Annotated in this window: 20 protein-coding genes and 1 tRNA gene; 11 read left to right on the forward strand and 10 right to left on the reverse strand. The window is 71.3% G+C overall.

The annotated features are described in order from the left end of the window. Positions 1 to 8: 8 nt before the first annotated feature. Positions 9 to 1,259 (reverse strand): ABC transporter substrate-binding protein, encoded by a 1,251-nt coding sequence (locus OG562_RS19210; protein WP_266399380.1) that lies wholly within the window; start codon positions 1,257 to 1,259, stop codon positions 9 to 11. Positions 1,260 to 1,548: 289 nt separating this feature from the next. Between OG562_RS19210 and OG562_RS19215 the strand changes: the two genes are divergently transcribed. From OG562_RS19215 to OG562_RS19225, 3 genes are all read left to right on the forward strand, one after another. Beyond that, positions 1,549 to 2,490, forward strand: coding sequence for an ROK family protein (locus tag OG562_RS19215; RefSeq protein ID WP_266399383.1), 942 nt, complete (start codon positions 1,549 to 1,551; stop codon positions 2,488 to 2,490). Further along, entirely contained in the window at positions 2,490 to 3,701 is a 1,212-nt protein-coding gene (gene nagA / locus OG562_RS19220; protein WP_266399386.1) for an N-acetylglucosamine-6-phosphate deacetylase, read from the forward strand. Before OG562_RS19215 ends, nagA begins: the two co-directional genes overlap by 1 nt. 122 nt (positions 3,702 to 3,823) lie before the next feature. Beyond that, a complete protein-coding gene (locus OG562_RS19225) occupies positions 3,824 to 4,753 on the forward strand; it encodes a 1-phosphofructokinase family hexose kinase (protein WP_266399389.1) in 930 nt (309 codons plus the stop codon). A gap of 9 nt (positions 4,754 to 4,762) precedes the next feature. Here OG562_RS19225 and OG562_RS19230 read toward each other — a convergent pair whose 3' ends face one another. Both OG562_RS19230 and cdgB read right to left on the reverse strand, forming a co-directional pair. Further along, entirely contained in the window at positions 4,763 to 5,725 is a 963-nt protein-coding gene (locus tag OG562_RS19230) for a carbohydrate-binding protein (RefSeq protein ID WP_266399390.1), read from the reverse strand. A gap of 147 nt (positions 5,726 to 5,872) precedes the next feature. Beyond that, on the reverse strand, positions 5,873 to 7,579 hold the full coding sequence (cdgB, locus tag OG562_RS19235) for a diguanylate cyclase CdgB (protein WP_266399391.1): 1,707 nt from the start codon (positions 7,577 to 7,579) through the stop codon (positions 5,873 to 5,875). A gap of 514 nt (positions 7,580 to 8,093) precedes the next feature. Between cdgB and OG562_RS19240 the strand changes: the two genes are divergently transcribed. Beyond that, the gene (locus OG562_RS19240) at positions 8,094 to 8,585 is read left to right on the forward strand and encodes a flavin reductase family protein (RefSeq protein WP_266409388.1); all 492 of its coding nucleotides are present in this window, start codon (positions 8,094 to 8,096) and stop codon (positions 8,583 to 8,585) included. 62 nt (positions 8,586 to 8,647) lie between these two features. Then, entirely contained in the window at positions 8,648 to 9,163 is a 516-nt protein-coding gene (locus tag OG562_RS19245) for a GNAT family N-acetyltransferase (RefSeq protein ID WP_266399394.1), read from the forward strand. Positions 9,164 to 9,217: 54 nt separating this feature from the next. On the opposite strand, the gene arfB is transcribed toward OG562_RS19245, so the two are convergent. Next, positions 9,218 to 9,655: an alternative ribosome rescue aminoacyl-tRNA hydrolase ArfB gene (arfB, locus tag OG562_RS19250; protein WP_266399395.1), complete on the reverse strand. Its 438-nt coding sequence runs from the start codon at positions 9,653 to 9,655 to the stop codon at positions 9,218 to 9,220. Between the two features lie 217 nt (positions 9,656 to 9,872). Here arfB and OG562_RS19255 point away from each other — a divergent pair, with 217 nt between their 5' ends. Further along, on the forward strand, positions 9,873 to 10,448 hold the full coding sequence (locus OG562_RS19255; protein ID WP_266399397.1) for a TerD family protein: 576 nt from the start codon (positions 9,873 to 9,875) through the stop codon (positions 10,446 to 10,448). A 101-nt stretch (positions 10,449 to 10,549) separates the two neighbouring features. On the opposite strand, the gene OG562_RS19260 is transcribed toward OG562_RS19255, so the two are convergent. Then, positions 10,550 to 11,470 carry a helix-turn-helix transcriptional regulator gene (locus tag OG562_RS19260; protein ID WP_266399400.1) on the reverse strand — a complete coding sequence of 307 codons (921 nt, stop codon included), beginning with the start codon at positions 11,468 to 11,470 and terminating at the stop codon, positions 10,550 to 10,552. Positions 11,471 to 12,278: 808 nt separating this feature from the next. Between OG562_RS19260 and OG562_RS19265 the strand changes: the two genes are divergently transcribed. Then, positions 12,279 to 13,271, forward strand: a complete 993-nt coding sequence (locus tag OG562_RS19265; protein WP_266399401.1) for a bifunctional GNAT family N-acetyltransferase/NUDIX hydrolase — start codon at positions 12,279 to 12,281, stop codon at positions 13,269 to 13,271. 76 nt (positions 13,272 to 13,347) lie between these two features. Here the strand turns inward: OG562_RS19265 and OG562_RS19270 are convergent, their stop codons facing one another. After that, on the reverse strand, positions 13,348 to 14,811 hold the full coding sequence (locus tag OG562_RS19270; protein ID WP_266399403.1) for a M1 family metallopeptidase: 1,464 nt from the start codon (positions 14,809 to 14,811) through the stop codon (positions 13,348 to 13,350). Between the two features lie 58 nt (positions 14,812 to 14,869). On the opposite strand from OG562_RS19270, the gene OG562_RS19275 reads away from it, so the two are divergent. Continuing rightward, complete coding sequence (locus tag OG562_RS19275; RefSeq protein ID WP_266409390.1) at positions 14,870 to 15,370, forward strand: hypothetical protein; 501 nt, start codon at positions 14,870 to 14,872, stop codon at positions 15,368 to 15,370. Between the two features lie 31 nt (positions 15,371 to 15,401). On the opposite strand, the gene OG562_RS19280 is transcribed toward OG562_RS19275, so the two are convergent. Further along, positions 15,402 to 16,121, reverse strand: coding sequence for a pentapeptide repeat-containing protein (locus OG562_RS19280; RefSeq protein ID WP_266399405.1), 720 nt, complete (start codon positions 16,119 to 16,121; stop codon positions 15,402 to 15,404). A gap of 149 nt (positions 16,122 to 16,270) precedes the next feature. Between OG562_RS19280 and OG562_RS19285 the strand changes: the two genes are divergently transcribed. After that, entirely contained in the window at positions 16,271 to 17,242 is a 972-nt protein-coding gene (locus OG562_RS19285) for a zinc-binding dehydrogenase (protein WP_266399407.1), read from the forward strand. A 56-nt stretch (positions 17,243 to 17,298) separates the two neighbouring features. Then, positions 17,299 to 18,852 (forward strand): MFS transporter, encoded by a 1,554-nt coding sequence (locus OG562_RS19290; RefSeq protein WP_266399409.1) that lies wholly within the window; start codon positions 17,299 to 17,301, stop codon positions 18,850 to 18,852. Positions 18,853 to 18,885: 33 nt separating this feature from the next. Here OG562_RS19290 and OG562_RS19295 read toward each other — a convergent pair whose 3' ends face one another. The 3 genes from OG562_RS19295 to OG562_RS19305 form a co-directional block, all read right to left on the reverse strand. Continuing rightward, positions 18,886 to 20,277, reverse strand: coding sequence for an FAD-binding oxidoreductase (locus tag OG562_RS19295; protein WP_266399410.1), 1,392 nt, complete (start codon positions 20,275 to 20,277; stop codon positions 18,886 to 18,888). A gap of 9 nt (positions 20,278 to 20,286) precedes the next feature. Beyond that, a complete protein-coding gene (locus OG562_RS19300; protein WP_266399411.1) occupies positions 20,287 to 20,952 on the reverse strand; it encodes a rhomboid-like protein in 666 nt (221 codons plus the stop codon). Positions 20,953 to 21,173: 221 nt separating this feature from the next. Next, a tRNA-Thr gene (locus OG562_RS19305) sits at positions 21,174 to 21,246 on the reverse strand. Between the two features lie 265 nt (positions 21,247 to 21,511). On the opposite strand from OG562_RS19305, the gene OG562_RS19310 reads away from it, so the two are divergent. Beyond that, complete coding sequence (locus OG562_RS19310; protein ID WP_266399412.1) at positions 21,512 to 22,597, forward strand: ABC transporter ATP-binding protein; 1,086 nt, start codon at positions 21,512 to 21,514, stop codon at positions 22,595 to 22,597. Positions 22,598 to 22,752 lie beyond the last annotated feature (155 nt).

A 22,752-nucleotide genomic window follows, 5' to 3' on the forward strand; every position in this document is an offset into this window, starting at 1 on the left:
ACAGCGGCTCACTCCCCGGAGGAGTTCGCCAGCGCCGTGGCCGTCGTCTGCAGCTGGTCCAGGACCTCGGCGGGGCTGCCGTCCGCGGTCACGGCCTGACCGATCCGCTTCTTGATCGCCGCGCTGACCCCGGCCCAGGAGGTACGCCCGACGGGGGGCAGCTGGGAGAGCGTGAGCTGGTCCAGGAACGGCTGGAGGTCGGCGTCCTCCTTGGTCCCGGTCATCGCCTGGGAGGCGGAGTTGGTGACGGGCAGCAGGTCGTACTCGCGGGAGAAGTCGACGACGTTGTCCTCGCTGTAGACGAAGTCGAGGAAGTCGCCGATCTCGTCGGCGTGGCCGTTCTGCTTGAAGGCCGTCATCCAGTCGGCCACGCCCATGGAGACCTTGGCGGGCCCGTTGACGCCGGGCATCGGGACCATGCCGAACTTGACGCCCTTCTTCTCGGCCGCCTTCATCAGCGAGGGGTGGCCGTTGAGCATGCCGACGTCACCGGCGGTGAACGCGGTGAACGCGTCGGCCCGGTTGAGCTTGCCCGGCGCGACCGGCCCGGTCAGCCCCTTGCCGACCAGGTCGTTCTTCAGCCAGTCGAAGGTGTCGACGTTCTCGGTGGAGTCGAGGTCGTAGCCGCCGGCGGTCTGGGCGTAGCCGCCCCCGCCGCTGAGCAGCCACTGCATGGTCTCGGCCTGCGCCTCCTCGGGCCCGAGGGGCAGCGCGTACGGGTACTTCACGCCCTGTGCCTTGAGCGCCTGGGCGTCCTCGGCGAGTTCGGCCCAGGTGGTGGGCGGGGTGAGGCCCGCCTTGGCGAAGAGGGTCTTGTTGTAGAACAGCAGCCGGGTGGAGGAGGCGAACGGCATGCCGTACTGCACGCCTCGTACCTTGCCCGCGTCGGCGAGCTGGGAGACGAAGTCGGCCTCGACGGGGATGGAGACCACGTCGCCGACCTGGTACAGCTTGTCGGCGGCCGCGTAGTCGGCGTACGCGCCGATCTGCGCCATGTCGGGGGCGTCGCCCGAGTCGACCATCTTCTTGACCTTGGCGTCGACGTCGTTCCAGGAGTAGACGCTCACGTCGACGGTGACGCCGGGGTGGGCCTTCTCGTACGCCTCGACGAGCTGGTCCCAGTACTTCTCGGAGCTGTTGGCGCCGCTGTCGCCGTAGTCGGCGGCGACGAGTCTCAGGGTGACGTCTTCGGCGCCTGAGGTGACCCCGCATCCGGCGAGAACCGCGGCGATCCCGAGAAGGGACACCCCCGCGACCATCCCTGACTTCCCTGCCCGCCGCTGCACCGAACCGCTCCCCACTGAATCACTGGACTGTTCACCGGACCGATCGCCCGGCCGATCGCCCGGCCGATCGCCCGGCCGATCGCCCGGCCGATTGTCCGACTGACTGCACAACTGATTGCTCATACCAATGGATCCGTTATCCGGAGTAAGGTCTACACCATGGCTGTGGACTAGACCTCTACAGGCCTCTCGAGGGCGCACGGTACCCCCAAGACGCGTAAGTGGACTAGACCTCTCGCGGGTCTCGGTCCACACTGTTTCCGTGAGACATGTCATCGCCCTCGACGTGGGCGGCACCGGGATGAAGGCCGCCCTGATCGGGGCGGACGGCGCTCTGCTGCACCAAGCCCGCCGGGCCACCGGCCGTGAGCGCGGCCCCGACGCGGTCGTCGCCGGGATCCTCGGCTTCGCCGCCGAGCTGCGCGCACTCGGCGTGGAGCGGTTCGGCGAGCCCGCGGTCGCGGCCGGCGTGGCCGTTCCCGGCATCGTCGACGAGACCGCCGGCATCGCCGCCTACGCGGCCAACCTCGGCTGGCGGGACGTACCCCTGCGCGGGCTGCTCTCCGCGGAGCTCTGGATTCCGGTCGCGCTCGGCCATGACGTGCGCACCGGCGGGCTCGCGGAGGGCCGGATCGGCGCGGGCCGGGGCGCGGACCGCTTCCTGTTCGTGGCGCTGGGCACCGGCATCGCGGGCGCGATCGGCGTCGACGGCCGGGTGGAGGCGGGCGCGCACGGCTTCGCGGGCGAGATCGGCCACATCGTCGTACGGCCCGGCGGGACCCCGTGTCCGTGCGGGCAGCGCGGCTGTCTGGAGCGGTTCGCGTCGGCGGCGGCGGTGAGCGAGGCGTGGGCGGCGGCCTGCGGGGACCCGGAGGCGGACGCCGCGGACTGCGCGAAGGCCGTCGCGTCCGGCGACCCGAACGCCGTCCGGGTCTGGCAGCAGGCCGTGGACGCGCTCGCCGACGGCCTGGTCACCGCCCTCACCCTGCTGGACCCCCGCACCCTCGTCATCGGCGGCGGCCTGGCAGAGGCGGCCGAAACCCTCTTCACCCCCCTACGGGAAGCGGTCCGCCAACGGGTCACCTTCCAAAAACTCCCGGAGATCGTCCCGGCGGCGCTGGGGGACACCGCCGGCTGCCTGGGCGCAGGCCTCCTGGCCTGGGATCTCCTCAACACGACCGACGGCATGGAGGTAGCAACCTAATGGCCACCCCCTCAGGGGCGCGGGGCGTCACATCATGCGGCTCCGCCGCGTGGGCGCGACCAGCCACAACGCACCCGCAGGTACTGACCGGCGCGAGGGTGGTACTACCCACGGGCACGGTGCCCGACGGCCGCGTGACCATCGACGGCGCCCGAATCACGGCCAACGCCCCGCAGGGACACGCCGAGGTCGTGGACGTACGGGGCCACTGGCTGGTCCCCGGCTTCATCGACCTGCACAACCACGGCGGCGGCGGAGCCTCCTTCTCCGGCACGGCGGACGACGTACAGAAAGCCATCCACACGCACCGCCTGCACGGCACCACCACCCTCGTCGCGTCCACCGTCACCGACGACATGGACGTCCTGGTCCGCCAGGCCGGCCTGCTGAGCGAGCTGGCCGAGCAGGGCGACCTGGCCGGGATCCACTTCGAGGGCCCCTTCATCTCGCCGTGCCGCAAGGGCGCGCACTCCGAGGGGCTGCTGCGCGACCCGGACCCGGCGGAGGTCCGCAAGCTGATCGACGCGGCGCGCGGCCAGGCGAGGATGGTCACGCTGGCGACGGAACTGCCGGGCGGCCTGGACTCCGTACGACTGCTCGTCGAACACGGGGTGATCGCCGCCGTCGGGCACACGGACGCGACGTACGAGCAGACGGTTCAGGCCATCGACGCCGGCGCCACGGTCGCCACCCACCTCTTCAACGCGATGCCGCAGCTGGGTCACCGCTCCCCCGGTCCCATCGCCGCGCTTCTCGAGGACGAGCGGGTCACGGTCGAGCTCATCAACGACGGCACCCATCTGCACCCGGCCGCGCTGGAGTTGGCGTTCCGTCACGCGGGCGCGGGGCGCGTGGCGTTCATCACCGACGCGATGGACGCGGCCGGCATCGGCGACGGCCGCTATCTGCTCGGCCCGCTGGAGGTCGAGGTCAGCGAGGGCGTGGCCCGGCTGGTGGAGGGCGGCACGATCGCGGGCTCCACCCTCACCCTGGACCGGGCCTTCCAGCGGGCGGTGACGATCGACCGCCTCCCGGTCGAGGACGTGGTGGCCGCCCTGTCCGCCAACCCGGCCCGCCTGCTGGGCCTGGCCGACCGCGTGGGCTCCCTGGAACCCGGCAAGGACGCCGACCTGGTCCTCCTCGACGAGGACTTCGCGCTCAAGGGCGTGATGCGGCAGGGGGTTTGGGTGGTGGATCCCCAACTGGCCTGAAATGCGCGCTCGTACAGGCGCGTACAGGAACGGCGACCGACCCGGGGACTGGGCCGGTCGCCGTCCTTTTGGCATGATCGAGCCTCCGCAGACAGGAGTTCGAGAGAGGGAGGTCGGCCCAGGTGATCCTCACGGTCACGCTGAACACCGCTCTCGACGTCACCTACCGCGTCCCGGCCCTCACCCCGCACGCCTCGCACCGGGTGACCGACGTGCGGGAGCGGCCCGGCGGCAAGGGGCTGAACGTGGCGCGGGTGCTGGCGGCCCTCGGCCACGAGGTGACGGTGACCGGTTTCGTGGGCGGCGCCACCGGCCGCGTCGTGCAGGAACAACTCACCGGAATATCAGGGCTGGTGGACGCCCTGGTACCGGTCGTCGGCGCCACCCGTCGCACGGTGGCCGTCGTCGACGCCCGCACCGGCGACACCACCCAGCTCAACGAACCCGGCCCGATCATCGCCCCCGCCGAGTGGTCCGCCTTCCAGGAGGCGTACGAGGATCTCCTCGTCGGCGTCGACGCGGTGGCCCTGTGCGGCAGCCTGCCGCCGGGGGTGCCGGTGGGCGCGTATGCGGGGCTGATCCGCGTCGCGCGGGCCGCGGGGACACCCGTACTGCTGGACACCGGCGGGGAGCCGCTGCGCCGGGCCGTCGCCGCCCGCCCCGACATCGTCAAGCCGAACGCCGACGAACTGGCCGAACTCACCGGCTCCCACGAGCCGTTGCGCGCCACCCAGGACGCCCGTAGGCGCGGGGCGCAGTCCGTGGTGGCCTCGCTCGGCGCGCAGGGCCTGGTCGCGGCGACCCCGGAGGGCCGCTGGCGCGCGACCCTGCCCGCCCGCGTCCACGGCAACCCGACGGGCGCCGGCGACTCGGTCTCCGCCGGCCTCCTCTCGGCCCTGGCCGAACACCTCCCGTGGCCCGCCCGCCTGACCCGCGCGGCAGCCCTCTCCGCGGCGACGGTCCACTCCCCTGTGGCAGGGGAGTTCGACCGGACGGCCTACGAGGACCTGCTGCCCCGGATCACGGTGACCGGTGAGGCCACCGCGGCCTGACGGACACCGCTACTCCTTGACCTGGCCCGCCTTCAGCCACAGCTGGTCGAGCAGCACGTTGCACTTGTCGCCGTCCTGGCAGGAGAGCGAGATCGTGTTGGTGCCCTTGGTCAGCGTGGGCCAGGAGTAGGTCTGGGTCCAGCCCTTGGCGAAGTCGCCGTCCTCGGCATGGGCGAAGTTGCCCAGGTTGAACTTGCTGCCGAACGTCTTGCCGTTGATGCTGAGCGTCATCGACTGGTCGTCACCGGTCGCGCTGAAGTGCGCGAAGAGGGTGTACGTGCCTTGCGAGGGGATGCCGTTGACGGTCCAGGTGACCGAGGCGCCCGTCTGGTTCAGGTTGCCGACGTAGATTCCGCCGTCCGCCTGCGCGCCCTCGACGTCCGAGGCCAGAGCGGCACCGCCGTCCAGACGCAGCGCCTTCGCGTCGATCGTCGGCAGTTCCGCCGCGCTCGCGTCGCTGGTGCTGGACTCGCTGGGCGAGGGGCTCGTGGAGGCGGAGGGCGAGGTGGAGACCTGGTCGCTGCCCGCGTTGTCGTCGTTGCCGGAGTCGCCGTTGGCCATCGCGACCGCGATGCCGACCACGACCGCGGCGACCACCGCGACCGCGCCGATCAGCAGCCCCTTGGTGTTGGGGCCGCGGCCTCGGCCGCCGCCCTGCGCCGACTGCCGGCCGGTGCCGGGTCCGCCGGGGAAGCTCTCGGGGGCGCCGTAGGGCGCGTTCGGCTGGCCGTACGCCCCCTGCTGCGGAACCGTCGGCTGCTGCGGCTGGCCGTACTGCCCGTACTGGGCGGTCTGCTGCTGCGGCTGGCCGTACTGGCGCTCGCCGACCGCGCGCACCCGGCTCACCGAGTTCGGGTAGCCGTAGCCGCCGCCGGAGGGCGGCTGCGCTCCGTTGGCCTGACCGTCGGCGTAGAGGTAACCGAACGGGTCGTCGTCCTCGGGCGGGCTCGCGCCGTTGTTGCCGGGCGTCATCCCTTCGTACTCCTCAACAGGTGCGGGGCGGATGCAATACAGCGGATGCAATACAAGGGTTCAGAGTGGCGAGCCTACCCGCTCCCAGTGCCCCAAACGGGTGACTCGGATCGCATCAGGTCGGCGACGGGTCCGCTGAACTGCGGCTCATCCCGCACGTCTGTGCTGTTTGGGACGAGATCGTTTCTCGACGTACATCCGCTCGTCGGCGGACTTCAGCACTTCGTCCGCGGTCATCCCGCAGTGCGCCCAGCCGATGCCGAAGCTGGCGCCCACCCGGACGGCCCGGCCCTCGGCGCGGATCGGCTGGATGATCTCGTTGCGCAGGCGTACGGCGAGGTCGGCGGCGTCGGCGCGACCGAGTCCGTCGGCGAGGATCACGAACTCGTCGCCGCCGAGCCGGGCCACCGTGTCGCCGTCGCGGACGGCCCGCGACAGCCGCCGGGCGACCTCGATGAGGACCGCGTCGCCCGCGTTGTGCCCGAACCGGTCGTTGATCGACTTGAAGCCGTCGAGGTCGCAGAAGAGGACCGCGAGTCCCTTGGCGCCGTCGTCGGGCGCGCCGTCCTCGGGGGCGACGGTGTGCACATGGTGGTCGTAGGCGTCGTACGCCTCGGTGCCGGGGGGCCGGTAGTCGAAGCCGTGGCCGTTGGCGTCGAAGGCGGGGTGACCGTAGGCCGTGTCCACGGCCTCCATCGCGTCCATGGCGTTGGTGGCGTGCATGGAGTCGAGGGCGGCGGGGTGGGCGGACTGCGGGCGCCGACAGAGCCGGGCGGACAGGCGCGAGCGCAGTTCGGCGGAGTTCGGCAGTCCGGTGAGGGAGTCGTGCGAGGCGCGGTGGGCGAGCTGGAGCTCGCGGCGCTTGCGTTCCTCGATGTCCTCGACGTGGGTGAGGAGGAAGCGGGGTCCGTCGGCGGCGTCGGCGACGACGGAGTTGCGCAGCGAGACCCAGACGTAGCTGCCGTCCCGCCGGCCGAGCCGGAGTTCGGCCCGTCCGCCTTCGGCGGAGGTGCGGAGCAGGGTGCCTATGTCCTCGGGGTGGACGAGGTCGGAGAAGGAGTAGCGGCGCATCGCGGAGGCGGGGCGGCCCAGGAGGCGGCACAGCGCGTCGTTGGTCCTGAGTATCCGCCCGTGCTGGTCGCCGCCCATCTCGGCTATCGCCATGCCGGAGGGGGCGTACTCGAAGGCCTGCCGGAAGCTTTCCTCGCTCGCCCGCAGGGCCTGCTGCTCGCGTTCGAGCCGGACCAGCGCGCGCTGCATGTTGGCACGTAGACGCGCGTTGCTGATCGCGATCGCGGCCTGGAAGGCGTACATCTGGAGGGCTTCACGGCCCCAGGCGCCGGGCCGCCGGCCGTTGCGCGGCCGGTCCACGGACAGGACGCCTATCAGCTCGCCGGGCGAGCCGCCGCCGCCCGGCGCGGCCGGGGTGAGCATGGGCGCGAAGAGCCGGTCCGAGGGGTGCCACTCGTCCTCGAAGCGCGGCGCGGGCCCGTCGGTGTACCACTGCGGGACGTCGTCGTCGTCGAGGACCCAGCCCTCGGTGTGGGGTATGAAGATCAGGTCGCCCCAGGTCTCGCCCATGCCCAGCCGCCGCTCCCAGGACTCCCGCGAGCCGACCCGGCCGGTGATGAGGGCCTCGGCGGCGGGATTGCCGGAGAAGGCCGCGACCACGAGATCGCCGTCGCTGCGTACGAGGTTCACGCACGCCAGCTCGTACCCGAGTGCCGTGACCACGCCGTCGGCGACGGTCTGCAGTGTGTCGGCCAGGCTGCGGGCCGTGTTCATGTCGGCCATGACCTGGTGCAGCTGTCGCAGGGACGCAAGACGGACGTACGGCTCCGACTCGGTCTCCATGCTTCGCCCTCCCCCCGAGACTTCGCAGCGAATCAAGGGTTGTCTTCGGCGTTACGTTCCTAGCCAGTTCCTTGCTGATCCTTGTCGGCTTCCCCGCCACTGAATCACAGCGCGCTGCCCACTCGGTACACAGGGTCAACAATTAATACCCCTTGTGACTCAAGTCACAGATGAACATGAACAATTGCGTGGGGTTTCTGCGTTTTCTCTGTGTGTTTACTGAGCGTATAGGGCTCGATACACGCCCTATAGGCATCGGTCTCCATCAGTCTCCATCGGTCTCCATCGGCTTTCATCCGCCTTCATCGGTCTTGGGTCCTACGACCGCTCTCGGGCGGAGGTCCGATGCGGCGCGCCCGGGACGGACACTAGCGTTCCGGACGTGCCTCCAGACGTGCTCCACACCGCCCCCGCCCCCGGCGCTTCCCCCGGCCCTGTCCACACCCCTGTTCCCGTCCCCTCCCCCGCCTCCGGGCATGCTGAGGGGGTGAGCAACGACGAGTTCCGCGCCGTGATGTCCCGGCTGGCCGGCGGCGTGGTCCTGGTGACCGCGCAGGAGCCGTCGCTGGACCCGGACGACCCGCGGGCGCCCGCCGGCGAGTACGCCGGCATGACGGCCACCGCCTTCCTGTCGGTCTCCCTGGACCCGCCTCTGGTGCTGGTCAGCCTGCGCACGGGCTCCCGGATGGACGACGTGATCGACGAGCAGCCGCTGTGGGCGGTGTCGGTGCTCGCCGAGAGCCAGCGGCACCTCGCGGGCCGCTTCTCGATGAAGGGCCGCCTCAGCGACCGCCTCCTCTTCGAGGACATCCCGTACGTCCGCGGCGAGGCGACCGGCGCGCCCCTGGTGGGCGGCGCGCTGGGCGCCGTGGAGTGCCGTACCGAACAGCGGGTGGCGGCGGGCGACCACACGCTGGTGATCGGGCGCGTGCTGAGCGCGCGGGTGCCGAGCGCCGAGGGCGGCCCACTGCTGTATTTCCGGGGCGGATACCGGCAGTTGGGATGACCGGTCGGGGTGACGCGGAAATAGCGTGGCCGGTCTGGGATTCGGGTGTCTAGGGTGCGCACATGACGACCCCCACGACGAGGCCGGGACTCCGCCTCGAGGAAATGACCCCGCGGAATTTCGAGGCCGCGACCGCCATTCGCGTACGCCCCGACCAGGAGTTCGCGGTCTCCCCCGTGATGCAGTCCCTCGCGGAGGCGTACGTCCATCCCGACGGCGTCGCCTGGCCCCGACTGATCGTCGATGAAAACCGTCCCGTCGGTTTTCTTATGGCCTTTCTCGACATCGACTGGCGCGCCGACGGCGGCAGCGTCCTGCGCTCCGGGCTGTGGCGGCTCAACATCTCGGCCGAGGAACAGGGCCGCGGCTACGGCCGCTTCGCCGTCGAGTCCGTCGCCGCGGAACTGCGCCGCCGGGGCGCCAAGGAGATGTACGTCACCTGGCACGAGGGCGAGAACGGCCCGGAGGCCTTCTACCTGAACCTCGGCTTCCGCAAGACCGCGGAGCGGAGCGAAGGGGAGGCGGTGGGCGTTCTGACGCTGGAGGAGCCGGAGGGACCCGTCGAGGAGGGGCCCTGAGGAGCTCCAGGGCTGGTTGCTCACGCCGGCTGACTGTTCACGCCAGCTGACTGTTCACGACCAGTCGCGGCCGTTTCTTCCTCGCTTGGTGTCGGAGCGCTGCTTCTTCTCCCGCAGCCGGCGCTCGTTGATCCCGCGGGGTATCCGGGTGGGCCGACGGGGCTTGGGCGGCGGGGCGCTGGCCTCGGCGAGCAGCGCGGCGAGCCGTACGGCGGCGGTCTCGCGGTTGCGCCACTGGGAACGGTGCTCGGAGGCGCGTACGGCGATGACGCCGTCGATCAGCTTCCCGGCCAGCCGCTCCAGCGCCCGCGCCTTCCACACCTCGGGCAGGGCCTCGGTGCGGGCGAGGTCGAAGCGCAGCTCCACCTGGGAGTCGCTGGTGTTGACGTGCTGCCCGCCCGGCCCCGAAGACCGCGAGAAACGCCAGACGAGCTCGGCCTCGGGGAGGGAGACGGAGCCGCGGATGAGATAGGGACCGGACATGCCGACCATGTTCCCGCCCCCGCCGTCCCCCAGTCACCCGAATATCCCGCGCGGGTCCCCCCGAGCACCGACCGCTTGGTAAAGAAAGTAAAGAAACCGGGAGTCGCGGGGAACCTTGACCACCCTTCGCTGCGTTCATAGGGATAGCTGTAGCTTCGTGCCGTACGAAGCCCGTTACGACGCCGACGCCGACGCCGTAAGCAACGAGGGAAGGGACTCCCGAACCATGGCTGTAAGCCTGTCCAAGGGTGGCAACGTCTCGCTCACCAAGGAGGCTCCGGGCCTGACCGCCGTCACCGTGGGCCTCGGCTGGGACGTCCGCACCACCACCGGCACGGACTTCGACCTCGACGCCTCCGCGATCGCGGTCAACCCCCAGGGCAAGGTCTACTCGGACGCCCACTTCGTCTTCTTCAACAACAAGCAGACGCCGGACCAGACCATCGTCCACACCGGTGACAACCGCACCGGCGAGGGCGCGGGCGACGACGAGGCGATCAACGTCAACCTGGCGGGCCTCCCCGCCGACGTCGAGAAGATCGTCTTCCCGGTCTCGATCTACGACGCGGAGAACCGCTCGCAGAACTTCGGCCAGGTCCGCAACGCCTACATCCGCATCGTCAACCAGGCCGGCGGCGCCGAGATCGCCCGCTACGACCTCTCCGAGGACGCGGCGACCGAGACGGCCATGGTCTTCGGCGAGCTCTACCGCAACGGCGCGGAGTGGAAGTTCCGCGCGGTCGGCCAGGGCTACGCGTCGGGCCTGGTCGGCATCGCCCAGGACTTCGGCGTGAGCGTCTGACGGACGGTCCGTTCTCGTCCTGACGGTTCGTTCTCGTCCTGTCGAAGCCCCCGGCCACCGGTTCCCACCGGCCGGGGGCTTCGCCGTGCCCTCCCCTCACGTCACGTCAGACCGCTCCCCTTCACGATGAAGGCGGCGATGTCGTGGTCGGGGCAGCACCCCGGGAGGACCGGCCCGTGATCGGGCGGCGGACTCCAGGAGACGTCCGCCGCCACCCCGGGTTCAGGTCCGGAGACATCCGGCTCGATGGCGTAGACGATCAGCATCTGGTCCGGGTCCTCGGGAAGGAGCAGCGTGCGGAAGGTGGAGGTGAGGGCACCGAGCAGCGGGTGCTGGAGCCTGTAGGAGCCGTGCATGGGGTCGACGACGTTCTGCTCGTTCCACAGCCGCCGGAAGTCGGGGTCCGCCGCGGCCAGTTCCGCGATGAACGCGTTCGTCTCCTCGCCCTCGGGATGGCGGCCCACCTCCAGCCGCAGCCAGGCGACGACGTGCCGTGCCATGACCGGCCAGTCGAGCACCAGTTGCCGGATGGCGGGCTGCCGGTACACCAGGAGCGCCAGGTTGCGCTCCGGGACGGGCCCGAAATCGAGGAAGATCTTCGCGGCGGGCCGGTTCCACGCCAGTACCTGGGTCCGACGCCCCAGGACGAACGCCGCGGTGTCCGGCATGTTGTCCAGCAGCCACTGCGACCCCTCCGAGACCCGGTCCGCGACGGGTTGCCGGGGCTGTCTCCGGTCGGGACGGTCGGGACGGGCGAGGTTGTGCAGATGGACCCGCTCCAACTCGTCCAGCCGCAGCGCACGGGCGACCGCGTCGAGTACGGCTGCGGAGACCTTGTGATTCCGTCCCTGCTCCAGCCGGACGTAGTAGTCGACCCCGACCCCGGCCAGCTGCGCCAGCTCCTCCCGCCGTAACCCGGGCACCCGCCGCACCCCTCCGAACGACGGCAGCCCCACCTCGGCCGGGCTCAAGCGGGCACGTCTGGACCGGAGAAAGGCACGGAGTTCGGTACGTCTGTTCATGGCTCCCCCTGGCCGGAATCGGCTCCACCGGAATCGTAAACAGGCCACCTGTGCGGCACGGGTCGCGGCCCGATCGGAGGCGGCCGGACACGCTCGGCCGCGACCGGCCGCGATAAGAACGGATGCACGGCGGTTCGACGCGAGCCAGGGGCCCGCTGGACCCCTCCCGCCGAACCGGCCAACTCGAAAGGCTGGAGCCACGCGCCGCCCGGCCCGTCCGAGGGATACGGGCCGGCGGCGCGCTGACCGAGGCCCACGCCCGACACAGCCGCCTCCCTCCAACGGGCAAGCCGAGTTGGTCGAGGTCGAGACCTACGCCGGAACAATCGGCGGTTTGCGGCCAGGAAGCGCGAGACTGATCGAGGCCGAATTGCGCGCCCTTACCTGAGGATTTGGGCCTACGACGGGGACTCCTGCCCACCTCGAAAGCCGCCGAGCGCAGCCGTGCCGGGCCCGAATCCACCAAACGTTCTCCATGACCGGTTCGGAGACGATCCGCGCCCCGCGACGGGGGCAGAACGCCACGTCGAGGTACGCGCGGGCCGCGAGCGCGAGCCCCGGGTCGGTCGCCTCGCGCAGACAGGCGGCGAAGTCGGCCCGGGTGCGCGGAGTCAGGCCGTAGCGCTCACGGCCGGCCTCGGAATGGGCGGACCTGACAAGCGCGTGGCCACCCGTGCTCTCCGGCATGGCGGGCCGGTGGCGGGGCGAGCGCCCACCACGCTCCGCCCGTGCCCGGTGCGCCCCCGCCCGCCCGGCACGGGCACCGCCGTCATGCCCGCCGTCACGCCCGCACCACTACCCTGCGCCCATGCTGCTCGAGCCTCTCCCCCTCACCCCCGACCACGACATCCCCGCCCCCCTCCTCACCGAACTCACCGCCCTGTACGCGGCGAACCACGAGTTCCACGCCCTCAGCGGCGACTTCCCCGACCCGGACGACATCCGCCCGGAGCAGGTGGCGGCGGCGCTCGCCGACGAGTTGGCGAACCCGGACGTGGAAGTGCTGCTCGCCCGGAGCGCTGGGCGGCTGGTCGGAGTCGCGGTCACCCTGGGACGGCACCCCGACCCGGCCGACCCGGACCCGTGGATCGGACTGCTGCTGGTGGACAGGGGCGTGCACCGGCAGGGGTACGGGCGGCGGATCGCGGAGCGGGTCGAGGAACGGTTCCAGGCGGCGGGCCACACCGCCGTACGTCTCGCCGTCCTCGACGCCAACCCCAAGGGCCTCGCCTTCTGGACCGCCCTCGGGTACGTGGTCATCGGCCACCGGCCCGACCTCCAACTCGGCCGCCCCTGCGCCGTGCTGCGCAAGCCGCTCCACCCGTCCCACACGCCCGTCACACCCCGCACACCCCGCCGCGCCGCCCGCGTCGCCGTCGTTGACCCGGCGGGGTCGGTCCTTCTCTTCCGGTACGACAACGTCGAGGTCGGCGTCCACTGGGCGCTGCCCGGGGGCGGGCTGGAGGGGGACGAGGCTCCGCGCGAGGGGGCGTTGCGCGAGTTGCGCGAGGAGACCGGGTGGGAGGACCTCGAGCCCGGGCCTCTGCTGTGCACCTGGGAGCACGACTTCACCCACTCCGACGTCCCCGTCCGCCAGCACGAACATGTGTACGTCACCCGGGGTCCGCGTCGGGAGCCCGGCGGCGCGCACCTCGCGGCGGCCCACGCGGCGGACGGCATCCTCACCTGGCGCTGGTGGACGCGGGCGGAGCTCGCCGAGGAGGCGGAGCCGGTGTGGCCGACAGGGCTCGCCCGGCTGCTGGAGGAGTGGGAAGCGGGACACGGGGGACACGGGGACTGAGATCAGCCGGTGCCGTAGGGGTCACTCCGTTACTCCGATGCTCCCTTGCTCCACGCGGATTGGTTCGCCTAGCGCATCACGCAGGCGGGAGGTCCGGCTTTCCGGCTCCGTACAGCCAGTCCCGCCAGACGGCCGTGAAGTCCTCGTCCGGGGCCTGCTGCTCGACGTACGCCGTGAAGTCGTCGGTGTCCGCGGTGCCGTGGCGGTGGGCGGCCGCCCAGCCCTGGACGATGTCGTAGAAGGCGTCGTCGCCGACGATCTGGCGGATGCGGTGGACGACCATCGCGCCGCGCTGGTAGACGGGGGCGTCGGAGATGTGGGCCGCGCTCGTCGGCTTGGCGGGCGGGAAGGCCCACAGGTCCTCGTAGCCGCCCTCGCCGTCCTCGCCTTCCTCGCCGTGGTCGTACAACTCGGTGAAGGTCTCCTCCGCCGTGTCGCCGCCCTGGTCCTCCGTCCACAGCCACTCCGCGTACGTGGCGAAGCCCTCGTTGAGCCACATGTCCTGCCAGGTCTTCGGGGTGACGGAGTCGCCGAACCACTGGTGGGCGAGTTCGTGGACGAAGGTCTCGGTGTCGGGGGCGCCGGGGTAGACGGGGCGGTTCTGGGTCTCCAGGGCGTACTCGGCGTCCTCGGGGCGGTCGACGATCGCGCCGGTGGAGGAGAAGGGGTACGGGCCGAAGTTGTCCTCCGCCCAGTCCAGGGCCTCGGGCAGCTTCGCGAGCACCTTGCGGCTGGCGGCCGTCTGCCGCGGGTCCACGGCCACGTACACCGGCAGGCCGTCGTCGGTGGTGGTGCGGGTGACGTCGTAGCGGCCGATCGCGAGGGTGGCGAGGTAGCTCGCCATCGGTTCGGCGGTGCGCCAGGCGAAGGTCGTGCGGTCGCCGGTCGTGCGTTCGCTCCTCAACTCGCCGTTGGAGACGGCCGTCAGGCCCTTCGGCACGGTCACGGCGATGTCGTACGACGCCTTGTCGGACGGGTGGTGGTTGCCGGGGAACCAGGCCATGGAGCCGGTCGGCTCGCCGAGCGCCAGCGCTCCGTCGGCGGTCGGCAGCCAGCCCTCCTCGGAGCCGTCGGGGTCGGTGATCGTCTGCGGGCGGCCGGCGTAGCGCACGGTCACCTCGAAGGTCCGCCCCTTGGTCAGGCCCTCGCGCGGGCGGACGGTGAGCTCCTGACCGTCCCGCTCGAAGGAGGCCGCGCTGCCGTCGACGGTGACCTTCGTGACGTCCATGCCCTTCAGGTCCAGGTCGAAGGAGGACAGCGCCTGGGTGGCCCGGGCGGTGAGGACGGCGGTACCGGTGAGACGGCCGCCGTCGGAGGTGTCATCGGGGTCGTCGGCAGGCTCGTAGGCGAGGGTCAGGCCGTAGTGGGTCACGTCGTACCCGCCGTTGCCCGCCTTCGGGAAGTACGGGTCGCCCAGGCCCGAAGCGCCCGAAGCGCCCGAGGCCCCGGACTCGTCGTGGCCGCCGCTGTCGCACGCGGTCAGTCCGAGGGCGAGCAGTGAGGCGGCGACGGCCGGGACAAGGCGCACGGATCGGGACATGTCAGTGATCCTATGGTCGGAGGCCTGGGTTCCACGGGGGCGTGACACCATCGCCTACGTGCTCGACATCGGCTACGCCCTCTCCAACCGGTTCCCGGACCCGCCGCACGCGGACTACCGTCGCGTGGACATCCACGCCCTGCGCCACGACCTCTTCTGCGGCGACGTCTACCTCGCCGACACCAAGGCGGACCGGGAGCTGTCCACAGCCTGGGGATGGGTGCCGGTGCTCGACTTCGCGTGGGCGCTGTGCGACATCGTGGAGCGGATCGACCAGGACCCGGCGGGCTCCCGCGCCTCCCGCCCCCAGTACGCGGAACTGGACTTCACCGAGTCCACCGACCGCATGCTGTTCGAGCGCCGCTTCGGCTGGGTGGACATCGAGGCCGACTGGATGCCGGCCGAGGAGCCGCCGCTGACCTTCTCCCACGCCGACCTGCGCCGCGAGTCCCGCGACTTCCTCCACGACCTCCTCGCCGACCTCATCGACCTCCACGAGGACCTGGGCGAGAACCCGGCGATCTGGACCCTCCAGGCCCGGTTCCCCCGGGTCGGGTAACGGAGTCCCTCGCTTGCCACGACTCCCTCCCTCACCCCTCCACCCTGATCCCCAACTCCCCCGCCAACACCGGTGCCAGATCGAGTAGTTGGGCCGTGCTGATCACCGCGCCCGACAGGCGGTCCAGGCCGGAGGCGATGCCCAGTTCCGTCGCGCCGCGCAGGTCCACGTCCGTGAGGGTCGACGCGGTGAAGTCGGCGGCTTTCAGGGCGCAGTCGACGAACTCGACGCGTTCCAGACGGGCGCCCGCGAAGTCCGGTTCGACCAGGACGCAGCTCTCGAAGACGACGTCCCGCAGCCGTGCCTGGCGCAGGTTGAGGTAGTCGATCTTGCCGCCGCGGATCACCACCCGCTCCAGTACGGAGCCGTGCATCTGGGTGCCGCCCAAGCGCGCGTCGATCAGCTCGACGTCGCGCAGGGTCGACTCGGCGAGGTCGGTGCCGACGCCTCGGACGCCGGTGAGGAGCGAGTCGAGCAGGCGGGCGTGGTGCAGTCGCGTCCCGTCCAGCGCGCAGCCCGTCAGCGCGCAGTCCATGAAGCGGGCGCCCCCGCCGTCCTGCCCGGCGAGGTCGGTCTCGCGGAACTCCACCCCGTCGTAGTCCCCGTCGGGCTCCAGCTGCCCGCCCTCGTACGGCTCCAGGGCGGGCAGCCGCACCTCGGGCCGCCGAGCCCCCTTGACCGCTCCGCGCGCCCCGCCGGCCCCGCTGGTCCTGCCCGTCGCACCCGTCCCGCCAACCCGTGTCCTCGCCATGCCCCCATCCTGCCCCCCGCCACTGACAATCCCCCGAGCCGCCCACGAACCGCCTTCGATCCGCTCTCGAACCGCCCCCGGGCCATCCCCCGGGCCACCCTCGAATCACCCTTGACCTCAACAATGCTTGAGGTTGAAGAGTGGACCCCATGCACGCCATACGTCTCCACGCCTACGGCCCCGCCGAGAACCTCCTCCACGAGGAGGTCGAGGACCCCGTCCCCGGCCCCGGCCAGGTCCGCGTCGCCGTAGCGGCCGCCGGTGTCCATCTCCTCGACACCGCCCTGCGCGAGGGCCTGCGGGGCCCCGCGCCCGCACCCACGCCCCTGCCCACCGTCCCCGGCCGCGAGGTCGCCGGGGTCGTGGAGTCCCTCGGCGAGGGAACCCCCGCCTCCTGGCTCGGCAAGCGCGTCGTCGCCCACCTCGGCTTCGCCCCCGGCGGCTACGCGGAGCTCGCCGTCACCGACGCCGACCGGCTGCACGAGATCCCGGCGAACCTGGACCCCGCAAGGGCCGTCGCGATGATCGGCACGGGCCGTACGGCGCTGGGAATCGCGCAGTTCACCGACCTCGGGCCGGACTCCGTCGTCGTGATCCCGGCGGCCGCCGGAGGCATCGGCACCCTCCTCGTGCAGTACGCCAGGAACGCGGGCGCCACCGTCGTCGGTCTCGCCGGCGGCCCGCACAAGACAGCGCGGGTACGGGCGAACGGCGCGGACCTCGCTGTGGACTACCGGAACCCCTCCTGGCCGCAGCAGGTCCGCACGGGGCTGGGCGGCCGGACCGCGACCGTCGTCCTCGACGGCGTCGGCGGGGACGTGGCCCGCGAGGCCGTCGCCCTTCTCGGCCCCGGCGGCCGGCACCTCGTCTTCGGCTGGTCCGCGGAAGGCGTCCGCGACGGCAAGGGCCACTTCGTCGAGGGCGTCTCGCAGTCGGTCCTCGGGCCCCCGATGATCGAGAAGGCCGGCGGCCTGCGCGCCCTCGAACTGCGCGCCCTCGCCGAGGCCGCCGCCGGCCGGCTCAGCCCCGCCGTACAGCGCTTCCCGCTCGCCGAGGCGGCCGCCGCGCACCGCGCACTGCAGACGCGCGAAACCGCCGGAAAGGTGGTATTGGAGCCTTGACCAGCAATAAGCCGCCTGAAGGTGCGATTCAGCACGATTCATGGTCTTCTGGCTGAATGAGCGTCACCCGGACAGGTGAACCCTCCCCGGACCCCTCGGAACCGTCGGCCGCCTCGAACTCATCGAACCCGCCGGACGCCGAACCCGACCCCCGCCGCTGGTGGGGCCTGGTGGTCATCGCTCTCGCCCAGCTCATGGTCGTCCTGGACGCGACGATCGTGAACATCGCACTGCCCTCCGCGCAGCAGGACCTGGGCATGTCCGACGCCAACCGCCAGTGGGTCATCACCGCCTACAGCCTCGCCTTCGGCGGACTGCTCCTGCTGGGCGGCCGGATCGCCGACCTGATGGGCCGTAAACGCACCTTCGTCTTCGGGCTGATCGGCTTCGCCGCCGCCTCCGCGCTGGGCGGCGCGGCCGTCAACTCGGGGATGCTCTTCGGCGCCCGCGCCCTCCAGGGCGTGTTCGCCGCCGTGCTCGCGCCCTCCGCGCTCTCCCTGCTGACGACGACCTTCACCGACCCCAAGGAACGCGGCAAGGCCTTCGGCATCTACGGCGCCCTGGCCGGCAGCGGCGCCGCGATCGGCTTCATCGTCGGCGGTCTGCTCACCGAGTACCTGAACTGGCGCTGGTGCCTGTACGTCAACGTGCCCATCGCCGTCGTCGCCGTCTTCGGCGCCTTCGCCCTGCTGCACGACCGCCCCGGCCACACCGACGTCCGCCTCGACGTGCCCGGCGCGGTGCTGGGCTGCAGCGGGCTGGTCGCGATCGTCTACGGCTTCAGCGAGGCCCAGCCGCGCGGCTGGACCGACCCGCTGGTGCTGGGCCTGCTCGCGACCGGAGTCGTCCTGCTCACGATCTTCGTGTGGTGGCAGACGAAGGCGCGGGTCCCGCTCCTGCCGCTGCACATCGTCAAGGACCGCAACCGCGCGGGCTGCTTCCTGACCATGGGCCTGGCCGTCATCGGCATGTTCGGCCTGTTCCTGTTCATGACCTACTACCTGCAGGTCGTCCTCGGCTACTCCCCCATGAAGACGGGCCTCGCCTTCCTGCCGCTCACCGTCGCGATCATCACCGGCTCCACGCAGATCTCCGCCCGGCTGATGAACCGCGTCGCCCCGCGCATGCTGATGGTCCCCGGCATGGTCCTGGCCTCGACCGGCATGGTGATCCTGACCCAGATGACGGTGGACTCGTCGTACGCCACCGAGATCCTGCCCGCGCTGCTCCTCATGGGCCTCGGCATGGGCCTGACCTTCATGCCGGTGTTCGCCACGGCGACCGCCGGGGTCGCCCCGCAGGACTCCGGCGTCACCTCGGCCACCGTCAACACCTCGCAGCAGGTGGGCGGTTCCATCGGCACGGCGCTGCTCAACACGATCGCCACCACCAGCAGCACCGCCTACATCGCCGCCCACCTCGCGCACGCGAACCCGTCCCAGAAGGAACTGATCACCCGCGAGGGCATCGTGCACGGCTACACGGTCGCCATCTGGTGGGCCGCGGGCATCATGCTGCTGGCCGGCCTGGTCGCGGGCCTGATGGTGACCGCGAAGCCCCCGCGCCGCGAAGCCCCGGCCCGAACCACCGCACCGGAGCCGGTCGCCTAGGACCAGTCCCCGACACCCCCAGGACTACGTCCTTCACCTCCCCGCCACCCGATCCGCGATCCGCGCCAGCCGCGAGGACCCGGCGCTGTGCGAGCCGGTCTCCCGCCGGTCGGCGGCACGGTAGGTGGCGTACATCCCCTGCACGCCCAGCCAGCGCAGCGGCTCCGGCTCCCATCTGCGCACCTTGTGCCCGACCCACGGCAGTTCGGTGAGTCCGGTCGACCCGCTCTCCCCGGAGTCGAGCAGGACGAGATCCCGCAGCGTCCGGCCGGCGAGATTCGCGGTGGCGACGCCCGAGCCGACGTAGCCGCCCGCCCAGCCGAGGCCGGCGGCCCGGTCCAGGGTCACCGTCGCGCACCAGTCGCGCGGCACGCCCAGCACCCCGGACCAGGCGTGCTCGATCCGCACCCCGGCCAGCGCCGGGAAGAACCCGACCAGGATCTCGCGCAGCGCCCGGACCGTCTCGGGCTGCGTCCGCCCGTCGTTGTCCGTCCGCGACCCGAAGCGGTACGGCACTCCGCGCCCGCCGAGCGCGATCCGCCCGTCGGCGGTGCGCTGGGCGTACATGTAGGCGTGCGCCATGTCGCCGAGCGCCTCCCGCCCCGCCCAGCCGACCGCCGCCCACTGCTCCTCGGTGAGCGGCTCGGTGGCGATCATCGAGGAGTTCATGGGCAGCCAGGTCCGCCTCTCGCCCTTCAAGGCCGCGGTGAAGCCCTCGGTGCAGCGCAGCACGTACGGCGCGCGCACGATCCCGTACGGCGTCACCGCGCGCCCCGCCCCGATCTCGGTCACCGGAGTCGACTCGTGGACCGTCACGCCCAGCGCCTCGACGGCCGCCGCCAGCCCCTTCACCAGCTTCACCGGATGCACGCGCGCCCCGTGCGGGGTCCAGCTCGACCCCACGGCCCCGGCCACCCGCACCCGCTCGGCGGTCTCCCGGGCGCCGTACAGCTCGCGGTCGTCCTCCCCGTACGCCAGCTCGTGCGCGTGGAAGTCCTTCAGCCTGGCCAGCTGGGCGGGCGTGCGGGCGACTTCGAGGACCCCGCCGACCTGGACGTCGGCGTCGAAGCCCTCCTCCGCGGCCACGCGCACGACCTCGCCGACCGTGTCGTTCATCGCCCGCTGGAGCCGTACGGCGGCCTCGTGGCCGTGGAGTCTCGCGTACCGGTCGCGGCCCGCGATGCCGTTGTACAGCCAGCCGCCGTTGCGCCCGGACGCGCCGTAGCCGCAGAACCGCTGCTCCAGGACGGTGATCCGCAGCGCGGGCGACGCCCGCTTCAGGTAGTACGCCGTCCACAGCCCGGTGTACCCGCCCCCGACGATCACCACGTCGGCGGACGCGTCCCCGGCGAGCGGCTCCCGTACGGCGGGCAGCCCGTCGTCCGCGTACCAGAAGGAGACCCCGCCGTTGACGAAACCGTTCATGGACGGACGTTAACCCGGCGGGGCGGCCGCCGTCTCCTTCGGATTCCGTCGTTCCGCACGGCCTCCCGTACGCCCTCTGACCAGCGGATAGCACGCCAGCCCGATGAGCACGGAGACGAAGTGACCGAAGTCGGTGAAGGTCGCCCCGGAGGTCAGCGGGACGACGTACACGACGAGGACGGCCGCGAGACACGCGTACCGCCAGGGCGAGGGGATCCGGTAGACCAGCACCGCGACGACCCCCGCCAGCGCGTAACTCACCCCCACGTCCAGGGTGTTGACCGCCGACCCCGGCGCGATGCCGTCCCGGATCGCCTTCAGCAGCGCGCCCTCGCTGATCAGCGTCGCCAGCACATGCGCGGCCACGCACACCGCCAGCCACCGCACGGTCCCCAGCCACCGCTCGGCCTGCGCGTGGAACACGGAGTACAGCACCGCGTACGGCAGCCAGTGGCCGCCGTCGATCCACATCGCGCTCGACACCAGGACCCGCACCGGATGCCGGGACAGCTCATGGAGGTTGGTGGACCGCTGGCGCAGGAACTCCTGTTCGAACTCCGGGGACATGTGATGCAGGGCGACCGTGGTGACGAACAGGATCGCCAGCCACACGTACGTGCCGGGGGCGCTGCGGATGTACGCCCACACCGCGCGCGGGGCCCCGGAAAGACGCATGAGCCGATTCACGCACGCCAGTATCGTCCCGGAAGTGATCGACATTCCGGCCGAGCTGGTGACAGAACAGGTAAAGATCGACGGCACGACGGGACGGACCTTCGTCGCCGGGCCGCCGCACACGAGGCGACGGCCTCGCCGATGCGGGACTGCCGTCAAGGACTGCCGTCAACGCCCTCACGGTCCAAGATCGCGGGGGCGTTTCGGCTGGTAGATCGCGGAGCCCCCTGTCGGATTCGAACCGACGACCTTCGCTTTACAAGAGCGGTGCTCTACCAGCTGAGCTAAGGAGGCGTGCACGTGTGCTTCTTGCCTGCTGCTCGCTTGCCGCTCGCGCACGTGCCCGTGCAGTGTACCCAGGTCGCCCGGGGTCCCTGTCGAAAATTTCCTCGAAGTTCACATGCCTCCGGGTACTGACAGATCGGATGGACGCGAGGTAGCGTCCTGAGCCAGTTCACCTGTGTGGACTACACCATCCCGGGGCGACCCGGGACGGCTCACCACCTTCCTACAACGGATCGTCCGGCACGTTCCTGCCGGTAGAAGGGGGCCCTTCATCATGGCCACTGTCACGTTCGACAAGGCGACCCGGATCTACCCGGGTTCCACCAAGCCCGCCGTCGACGCACTCGAGATCGACATCGCGGACGGCGAGTTCCTCGTCCTCGTCGGCCCGTCCGGCTGCGGCAAGTCCACCTCGCTCCGCATGCTCGCGGGGCTCGAGGACGTCAACGGCGGTGCGATCCGCATCGGCGACCGCGACGTCACCCACCTGCCGCCCAAGGACCGGGACATCGCCATGGTGTTCCAGAACTACGCGCTCTACCCGCACATGTCGGTCGCCGACAACATGGGCTTCGCGCTCAAGATCGCCGGCGTCAACAAGGCGGAGATCCGGCAGAAGGTCGAGGAGGCCGCGAAGATCCTCGACCTCACCGAGTACCTGGACCGCAAGCCGAAGGCCCTCTCCGGCGGTCAGCGCCAGCGTGTCGCGATGGGCCGCGCCATCGTCCGCGAGCCGCAGGTCTTCCTCATGGACGAGCCGCTGTCCAACCTGGACGCCAAGCTCCGCGTCTCGACGCGTACGCAGATCGCCTCGCTCCAGCGCCGCCTCGGCATCACCACCGTGTACGTCACCCACGACCAGGTCGAGGCCCTGACCATGGGCGACCGCGTCGCGGTCCTCAAGGACGGTCTGCTCCAGCAGGTCGACACCCCGCGCAACATGTACGACCGCCCCGCCAACCTCTTCGTGGCCGGCTTCATCGGCTCCCCGGCGATGAACCTCGTCGAGGTGCCGATCGCCGACGGCGGCGTGAAGTTCGGCAACTCGGTGGTGCCGGTGCAGCGCGACGCGCTCTCCGCCGCCACCGACAAGACGGTCACGGTCGGCGTCCGCCCCGAGCACTTCGACGTGGCCACCGACTCCGACCAGGGCGTCGCGGTCGTCGTGAACGTGGTCGAGGAGCTCGGCTCCGACGCCTTCGTCTACGGCACCGCCCAGGTCGGCGGCGAGACCAAGGACCTCGTGGTCCGCGTCGGCGGCCGTGACGTCCCGGAGAAGGGCAGCACGCTGAACGTCGTCCCGCGCGCGGGCGAGACCCACGTGTTCTCGACGTCGACGGGCGAGCGCCTCTCCGACTGACGATTCACCCAGATTGACGAGAAGGGCCCCGCAGCTCGCTGCGGGGCCCTTCTCGTTGCCTTCAAACACCCAGACGCATCAGGCATTTCGCTCCGGCCGAATCGACATCCGTTCGACGTCCGTTCGGCGTCCGTTCGGCGTCCGTCAACGCCCTA

The organism is Streptomyces sp. NBC_01275, assembly GCF_026340655.1.
GTDB lineage: Bacteria > Actinomycetota > Actinomycetes > Streptomycetales > Streptomycetaceae > Streptomyces.